Source organism: Nocardia neocaledoniensis, assembly GCF_003182135.1.
GTDB lineage: Bacteria > Actinomycetota > Actinomycetes > Mycobacteriales > Mycobacteriaceae > Nocardia > Nocardia neocaledoniensis.
This window is the reverse complement of record NZ_QGTL01000001.1, coordinates 941,293-948,687: the sequence shown is the minus strand read 5'-3', so window position 1 is coordinate 948,687 and position 7,395 is coordinate 941,293. Positions and strand designations below refer to the sequence as shown.

General features: G+C 69.1%; 7 protein-coding genes. 5 read left to right on the top strand and 2 right to left on the bottom strand.

The annotated features are described in order from the left end of the window. Positions 1 to 223 precede the first annotated feature (223 nt). The gene (locus DFR69_RS04395; protein WP_110036032.1) at positions 224 to 1,114 is read left to right on the top strand and encodes a nitrilase-related carbon-nitrogen hydrolase; all 891 of its coding nucleotides are present in this window, start codon (positions 224 to 226) and stop codon (positions 1,112 to 1,114) included. A 21-nt stretch (positions 1,115 to 1,135) separates the two neighbouring features. Here the strand turns inward: DFR69_RS04395 and DFR69_RS04390 are convergent, their stop codons facing one another. Next, positions 1,136 to 1,576: a hypothetical protein gene (locus DFR69_RS04390; RefSeq protein ID WP_110036031.1), complete on the bottom strand. Its 441-nt coding sequence runs from the start codon at positions 1,574 to 1,576 to the stop codon at positions 1,136 to 1,138. Between the two features lie 140 nt (positions 1,577 to 1,716). Next, positions 1,717 to 2,808, bottom strand: a complete 1,092-nt coding sequence (locus DFR69_RS04385; protein WP_110036030.1) for an AraC family transcriptional regulator — start codon at positions 2,806 to 2,808, stop codon at positions 1,717 to 1,719. 191 nt (positions 2,809 to 2,999) lie between these two features. Between DFR69_RS04385 and DFR69_RS04380 the strand changes: the two genes are divergently transcribed. The 4 genes from DFR69_RS04380 to DFR69_RS04365 all read left to right on the top strand — a co-directional run bounded on the left by DFR69_RS04380 (position 3,000) and on the right by DFR69_RS04365 (position 7,380). After that, entirely contained in the window at positions 3,000 to 3,974 is a 975-nt protein-coding gene (locus DFR69_RS04380; RefSeq protein ID WP_110036029.1) for a quinone oxidoreductase family protein, read from the top strand. Positions 3,975 to 4,001: 27 nt separating this feature from the next. Beyond that, entirely contained in the window at positions 4,002 to 4,871 is an 870-nt protein-coding gene (locus tag DFR69_RS04375) for a TauD/TfdA dioxygenase family protein (RefSeq protein WP_110036028.1), read from the top strand. Positions 4,872 to 4,921: 50 nt separating this feature from the next. Further along, positions 4,922 to 5,974, top strand: a complete 1,053-nt coding sequence (locus DFR69_RS04370; RefSeq protein WP_110036027.1) for a beta-keto acid cleavage family enzyme — start codon at positions 4,922 to 4,924, stop codon at positions 5,972 to 5,974. A 68-nt stretch (positions 5,975 to 6,042) separates the two neighbouring features. After that, entirely contained in the window at positions 6,043 to 7,380 is a 1,338-nt protein-coding gene (locus DFR69_RS04365) for an MFS transporter (protein ID WP_110036026.1), read from the top strand. The last annotated feature ends 15 nt before the right edge of the window (positions 7,381 to 7,395 follow it).

Genomic DNA, 7,395 nt, shown 5'->3' with positions numbered 1-7,395 from the left:
TTCGGTTGTGGCCCCGGGGTTTCGGGGCCGCTTCGTTCGATGAACACACTCTGTCCGGCCGTGCTGACACGGACCTGACGTCACGCTGACAGCCGTGCTGACACGGTCACGCGGTGCCGGAGTGCCACTCGCGGGAGCGTGATCTGGGTCTCGGGGGCGTGAGGTCCGTGGGAGGTCGGTGTCTTCCTCGTACAAGGTGTCACAGCTGGTAACGAGGAGAACGATGACGAGCAGGGTGCGAGTGGCGGCGGTGCAGGCCGAGCCCCGGTGGCTGGACCTGTCGGCCGGAGTGGACCAGGTCATCGCGTTGATCGAGGCCGCGTCGGATCAGGGAGCTCGGCTCGTCGCCTTCCCCGAGACCTTCGTGCCCGGTTTCCCGTGGTGGATGTGGCTGCCCGCGGTCCAGTGGGACGGCGACATCCTGGCCAGGTACCACGCCAATTCGATGGCCGCCGACGGCCCGGAACTCCGGGCGATCCGCTATGCCGCGCGTCGGCGCCGCATCCACGTCGGACTCGGCTTCTCCGAGCGCGCCGACAAGGGCGCGTACATGTCCCAGGCGTTGATCGACGACGAGGGCGCCATGGCGGTCTCCCGCAAGGCCCTGCCCACGGCACTGGAACGCACCGTCTTCGGCACGGCCGTGCGGCGGCCGCTGGTGCGCGACACCGCCCTCGGCCGGATCGGCGTTCTCGGCGGCACCGATCATTTCCTGCCCGGGGTGTGCGAGGCCATGCACCAGGCGGGCGAACACATCCACGTGGCCTCCTGGCCGGGGTTCACCGTTGCCCGCGGCGGCACCGAAACCGATGTGGAGCAGCTCAGTACCGCCGCCTGCCGCCGGTACGCGCGGGCGAGCCGCAGCTATCTGATCGCGCCGACGGCGGTGGTTCCGCTGCCCGGATGGCAGGCCGCCGACGCGGGCCGCCCGGATGTGCTGCACGGCCGCAGCGGCGTCGCCCGGATCCTCGGTCCCGACGGCCGCGACCTCGCCACGCCGCTGGCTCCCGACGAGGAGGGCCTGCTCGTCGCCGACCTCATCGTCGCCACCGCCGCCGACCGCCCCGCCGCCGACCGCCCCGCCTCGCCCGGCACCGACCGCGCCCTCGCTTGACCCGACCGATGCTGAGCGTGCCTAGCGCTCCGGTGTGGCCTCGTGCCCGGGCCGCCCGTGCGTACGGCGATCTTCCTTCATCTCGGCCTCGTACAGATGCGTGCGGCCGTCGACGAGCGCGTCCCTGATCTCGCGCTCCAGCTCCCGGAACCGCGCGTAGTAGCCCTCGTCGTACTCCTCCACGATCTGGAAGGTCCACCGCCCCGGCAGCACATTGCGCCCGACCAACTCGGTGGCGAGCCGGTCGGCGAGCTCACCGTGCCCGGCGTCGCGCAGCATGTCCACCGCCTCACCGAGCGCGAGATCGGCGCCCCCGGTGAGCTGATGAAAGCTGTAGAGGTGCCCCCGCGCACGCTCGGTGGTCTCCAACGCCTCGGACAGCTTCCCCACCGCGGCCACGGTCGCCGTGTCGACCCCCGCCGGCCGCTGATGCCGCCCCGCGGGCTGCTCGTTGTCGGTCATGACAAAAGGCTATCGCCGTCCGTCCCCGCCTGTCGCCGACGGGCTCGCGCAGGATCGATGTAGAGCCGAACACCCCAGCAGTATCAAGTCCCCACCCACTTCCGCGAGCGTACCGGCGAATCCGCGCGAAGCTGGATCCTTCACTGTTGCCGGAGCAATGAGCCCGGAGGTCGCGGGCCCTGGTCGCGTGCGACGGCAGGCGGCTCGGTAGCGGGTCGCGATCGATGCCGGTCCGCCGCGGACATGGCCCGCCACCGGCTGGGGCTGTGCCCGAACCGGGTGCGGAACCAGCGGGAGAAGTTGCCCGGTGAGGAAAAGGCCAACAGGTCGGCGATCTCGGTGAGAGCGTGGCGACGGCTGGCGACCATGTGCTCGGCGAGCTCGGCCCGGGTGGAGTCGACGAGCGAGGTGAACGTCGCGCCCTCGGCGGCGAGGCGCCGGTGAACGGTCCGACGGTCGACGCCGAGGCTGCGGGCGATCTGGTCGACCGAGCAACGTCCGGTCGGCAGCAGCAGTTCGATGAGTTCGCGGACGCGTTCGGAGGTCGTCGTCGCCGGGGCGGCCCGCGGCGCGTTGACGATCTGCTGTGCGTACGTGCGCAGCTGAGGGTCCGCCATCGCATTGGGCGCGTCGAGATCCGCGGTGTAGACGAGTATTCCGTTGAAGTCCTGATCGAAGCCGACATGCGGCCCCAGCACGCGGTGGTGGGTGCTGCGGTCGCGCGGCGCGGGGTGGGTGAAGCGGACTTCCAGCGGCTGCCAGGTGGGCCCGAGGAATCCGCGCATGAGGCCGTGCAGGATGCCGACCGCGAGCTCGATGGCCTGCCGGCTTTCGCCCGGAACGCCGAGATCGAGACTGAGCCGCAGGGTGGCGATGTCGTTGTGCTCGGTGATCCCGGTGTGCAGGGATTCGTTGAACATGTGCTCGTAGCGGGTCATGATCCGCAGCGCGCTGCGCACGTCGGGTTCCTCGCGGATCACCATGCTGAGCGGCCCGAGATTGGCGAAGCGGCGCCGCTCGGCCAGCCGCAGACCGATGTCCTCGTGCCCGGACGCGGCGGCCGATCGTTCGAGCAGGTCGGCGATCGCGGCGGCGGGCACCCAGCGGTCCTGCACGCTGAGACCGGCGGGGTCGAGTCCGCCCGCCCGGAGCAGGGCTACCGGATCGAGCCCGAGCGATCGACCGAGGTCGACGAAACCATGGATGGCCGCGTAGCGGGCGAGCGGCTTCACGCGATCTCCTATGTCCCGAAATGAATAGAAACTCGTCCCCACAGGATAAGCATCGGGGCGTGAGCCGAAATACAGTGGTTCCCATCACAGTGCTGGTGATCGGCGAATAAGGCGAGATCGCGCCCCCGAATTCGGCACACCAACGTCGACCGCACCCACGCCCGTGCGCTCGACCGACGAGGAGATCTGTTGTGGCACAAGCTGTTCGCTTCTACGAGGTCGGTGGCCCCGAGGTACTGCGCTGGGAGGACGTCGAGGTGGGGCACCCCGGCCCCGGCGAGGTGCGGGTCCGGCACGAGGCCGTCGGGCTGAATTTCGCCGACACCTACTTCCGCACCGGTCTCTACCCGGCCCCGCTGCCCGCGGGCATGGGCGTCGAGGCGGCTGGGGTGATCGAGGAGGTCGGCCCGGACGTCACCGGCTTCGCGGCGGGGGACCGGGTCACCTACACCGGCAGCCCGCTCGGGGCGTACAGCACCGAACGGGTGATGCCCGCCGAGCACCTGATCGCCCTGCCCGACGGGATCGCCTTCGACACCGCCGCGTCGATGACGATGCGTGGCCTGACCACCGCCTACCTGCTGCGCCGGATCCATCCGCTGCGCGCGGGCGACACGGTCCTGCTGCACGCCGCGGCAGGCGGCGTCGGGCTCCTGTTCGTCCAGTGGGCGAAACTGCTGGGGCTCACCGTGATCGGCACGGTCTCGACCGAGGAGAAGGCCGAGGTCGCCCGCGCGCACGGATGCGATCACGTCATCCTCTACACCCGCGAGGACGTCGCGGCACGGGTGCGGCAGATCACCGGCGGGGCCGGCGTGCCGGTCGTCTACGACAGCATCGGCGCGACCACCTTCGCGACGTCGCTGGATTCGCTGGCGCGGCGCGGACTGCTCGTCTGCTTCGGCACCGCCTCAGGTCCCATCCCGCCGATCAACGCCATGCAGCTGGCGGTGAAGGGCTCGCTGTTCGTCACGCGCCCCGCGCTGGCCGATTACATCGCCGATCCCGCCGAGCGCGCCGAGCTGGCCGGTGAGCTGTTCGCGCATGTCGCGGCCGGGCGCATCCGTGTCGAAATCAACCAGCGCTACAAGCTTTCCGACGCCGAACAGGCCCACCGCGACCTGGAGTCGGGCCGCAGCGTCGGCTCCTCGGTCTTCACCCTCTGATCCCGGCGACACCACTGGAGGACAACGATGACAACCTTTGCCGGATCCATCACCGCGACGCCACTCACCTGTTCCATCGGTGCCGAATTGGTGGACGTGGATCTCGCACGAGTCGCCGCCGACGATTCCCTCTTCGCCGAATTGCGCGCGCTGCTCCTCGAATACAAGGTGCTGTTCGTCCGCGATCAGAACATCAGCCGCGCCGACCATGTCGCGCTGGCGCGGCGATTCGGTCCGCTGGAGGACCACCCCGTCCTCGGCAGCGACCCCGATCACCCCGGGCTCGTGCGCATCTACAAGGATCTCGACAGCCCGCCCGAGCATTTCGAGAATTCCTTCCACTGCGACGCCACGTGGCGGGAGAACCCGTCGATGGGTTCGGTCCTGCGGTGCGTGCAGGCGCCGCCGGTCGGTGGCGACACCATCTGGGTGAACATGGCCGAGGCGTACCGGTGCCTGCCCGAGTGGGTGAAGACGCGGATCGAGGGCCTGCGGGCCCGGCACAGCATCGAATCGAGTTTCGGCGCGGCGATGCCGCAGGACCGGCGGCGCGATCTCGCCCGGCGGTATCCCGATGCCGAGCACCCGGTGGTGCGCACCCATCCCGAAACCGGGGAGCGCGTGCTGTTCGTCAATTCCTTCACCACGCATCTGGTCAATTACCACACCCCGGACAATGTGCGTTTCGGCGCGGATTACGCCCCCGGTGCCGCCGAATTGCTGCATTACCTGATGCGGCAGGCCACCGTTCCGGAATTCCAGGTGCGCTGGCGCTGGACGGAGAACAGCTTCGCCATCTGGGACAACCGCTGCACGCAGCATTACGCCGTTCAGGACTACTGGCCCGGGGTCCGCAAGATGGAGCGCGCGGGCATCGTCGGCGACAAGCCGTTCTGAGCTTCCTTTCGCACACCTCTCGACTGTTTCGATACCGATCGGAGAAAATCTTGCATTTCCACGACGATGCGCTGTTCCCGGAAAACCAGGACAGGCTGGTCATCACCTGCGCGCCGTACGGCCCGGAATGGGAGCCCGACGATTTCCGCGAGGACCTGCCGCTGACCATGGAGCAGCACATCCAGCAGGCAGTGGACTGCTACGAGGCGGGCGCGTCGGTCCTGCACATCCACGTCCGCGAGCTGGACGGCAAGGGTTCCAAGCGACTGTCGAAGTTCAACGAACTGCTCGCCGGGCTGCGCGAGGCGGTGCCGGACATGATCCTGCAGGTCGGCGGATCCATCTCGTTCGCGCCGGAAGGCGAAGGCGCCGACGCGAAGTGGCTCTCCGACGACACCAGGCACATGCTCGCCGAGCTGGACCCGAAGCCGGACCAGGTGACCATCGCGATCAACACCAGCCAGATGAACATCGTCGAGCTGATGACCGAAGACGACATCGCCGGCACCTCGATCCAGCGTCCCGAACTGTACGAGACGTATCGCGAGATGACGGTGCCCGCGGGCCCGGCGTGGGTCGAGGAGCACCTGCGCCGGCTGACCGCCAACGGCATCCAGCCGCACTTCCAGCTCTCCAGCATTCCGCAGCTCGAGACCGTCGAACGGTTGATCCGGCGCGGCAAGTACCTGGGCCCGCTCAACCTCACCTGGGTGGGCATCGGCGGCGGCTTCGACGGCCCCAACCCCTACAACATCATGAACTTCATCCAGCGGGTGCCCGACGGGGCGTGCCTGACCCTCGAGACCCTGATGCGCAGCGTGCTCCCGGTCAACGCCATGGCCATCGCGCTGGGCCTGCACCCCCGCTGCGGCAACGAGGACACCCTGTGGGGTCGCAGGGGCGAGAAGATGAAGTCGGTGGATCAGGTGCGGCAGCTGGTGCGCATCGCCCAGGAACTGGGTCGCGAGGTCGCCGACGGCAAGCAGGCGCGCGACATCTACCGGATCGGCGAGCAGTACGCGAGCGTCGACGAGACCCTCGCCAAGCTCGGCTACGCCCCCAACCGCAGGCCCGGCCAGGTCGGCTTCACCCAGCACGCCTGAGCATCTGTCTGTTCACCAGCTCCGGTGCGTCTCCACCGTCTCGACGCACCGGGTTCGTAGGAGCACCGATGAAGTTGCACACTACCGCCGCCGGAGCGGCAGACGACACCGTCGCCGCCCCGGTCGAGGCGATTCGACACCCCGGACCACGTCGGCGCTATCCGTGGGTCGTCTTCCTGCTGGCCTTCGGCCTGCTGCTGGCCGACTACATGTCCAGACAGGTGCTGAGCGCCGTCTTTCCCTTCCTGAAAACCGAATGGGCGCTGTCCGATTCGCAGCTGGCCTCGCTCACCAGCGTGGTCGCGCTCATGGTCGGCATTCTCACGCTGCCGTTGTCGGTCCTGGCCGACCGGTGGGGCCGGGTGCGCAGCCTGGTGCTGATGGCGGTGCTGTGGAGCGCCGCGACCCTGTTGTGCGCCGTCGCGGCGAACTACGAGCAGATGCTGGCCGCTCGCTTCCTGGTCGGTGTCGGTGAGGCCGCCTACGGCAGTGTCGGGATCGCCGTCGTGCTCAGCGTTTTCGCGCCCCGGATGCACGCCGCGCTCAGCGGTGCGTTCATGGCGGGCGGTTCGTTCGGGTCCGTCCTCGGTGTGGGGGTGGGTGGGGTCGTCGCCGTCCAGTTCGGGTGGCGCTGGTCGTTCGCCCTCATGGCGGTGTTCGGTTTGCTGCTGGCCGCGCTGTTCAGCGTGGTCGTCAGCGAGCCGCGGCTCGCCAGGAACGCGGCCGACCAGCCCACCGACGCCGCGCCGCTCGGCACCGGCTTCCGAGCTCCGGTCTCGACGCTGTTCACCAATCCCGCGGTGCTGTGCGCCTACGTCGGCAGCGGTTTCCAGATCTTCACCGCCGCGGTGCTGCTGTCGTGGATGCCGAGCTTCTTCAACCGCACCTACGATCTGGCGCCGGACCGGGCCGGCGTGGTCGCCTCGGTGTTCGTGCTGCTCGTCGGCTCGGGAATGGTGTGCTGCGGCATGATCACCGACCGGGTCGGTCGCGACGACATGTCCAGGAAGTGGTCCGCGGCGATCGTGTTCTGCACCCTCTCGCTGGTCTGCCTCGGCATCGGCTTCGGCCTCGGCGACGGTCCGGCACAGCTGCTGCTGATCGGAGTCGGCGCCTTCTTCTCGGGCGGCTCGTCGGGCCCGACCGCGGCGATGGTCGCCAATCTGACGCACAAATCGGTCCGCGCCTCCGCGTTCGGCACCTTGACGCTGGCCAACAGCCTGCTCGGGCTCGCCCTCGGTCCGTTCGTCGTCGGCGTGCTCGCCGACCACATCGGCCTCGGCGCCGCGCTGCGCCTGACTCCGCTGGCCTACCTGCTCGCCATCGCGGCGCTGCTCCTCGGCAGACGGGTCTATCCGGCCGGGCTGCGCGCACTGGCCGCCGTCGAACCGGCACCCGGGCACTGAACTCGAAAGGAACCA